At 60.0% G+C, this 335-nt stretch carries 1 protein-coding gene; it reads left to right on the top strand.

From position 1 onward, the window contains the following. Positions 1 to 63: 63 nt before the first annotated feature. A partial coding sequence (locus tag QEH52_RS20965; protein WP_345785489.1) for a tyrosine-type recombinase/integrase occupies positions 64 to 335 on the top strand: 272 nt, incomplete at its 3' end.

The raw sequence follows: 335 nt of genomic DNA, 5'->3' as shown, positions 1-335 counted from the left end.
GGCACTGGAATGCGCCTGGCGGAAGCGACGAACCTGCGTGCCCGTCACATTGACAGCGACCGAATGCAGATCCGGGTTGAAGCGGGCAAAGGCAACAAAGATCGCTACACCGTGCTTTCGCCGGCATTACTCACGGAGCTGCGCAAGCACTGGAAGCGCCACGGCTGTAACGACTGGCTGTTTCCCTCGAAGAAAGGCTATGGCCCTGCCTGCACGGCGACCGGACAATACGCCTACAAAACGGCCGCCAAGCGTGCCGGGATCACGAAAAAGGGCGGCATCCACCTACTGCGCCACAGCTTTGCCACACATTTGCTCGAAGGCGGCATGAACTT

Source organism: Thalassobacterium maritimum, assembly GCF_031127805.1.
Classification (GTDB): Bacteria; Verrucomicrobiota; Verrucomicrobiia; order Opitutales; family Coraliomargaritaceae; genus Thalassobacterium; species Thalassobacterium maritimum.
The sequence above is the reverse complement of the archived record's forward strand: the minus strand, read 5'-3'. Positions and strand labels throughout refer to the sequence as shown.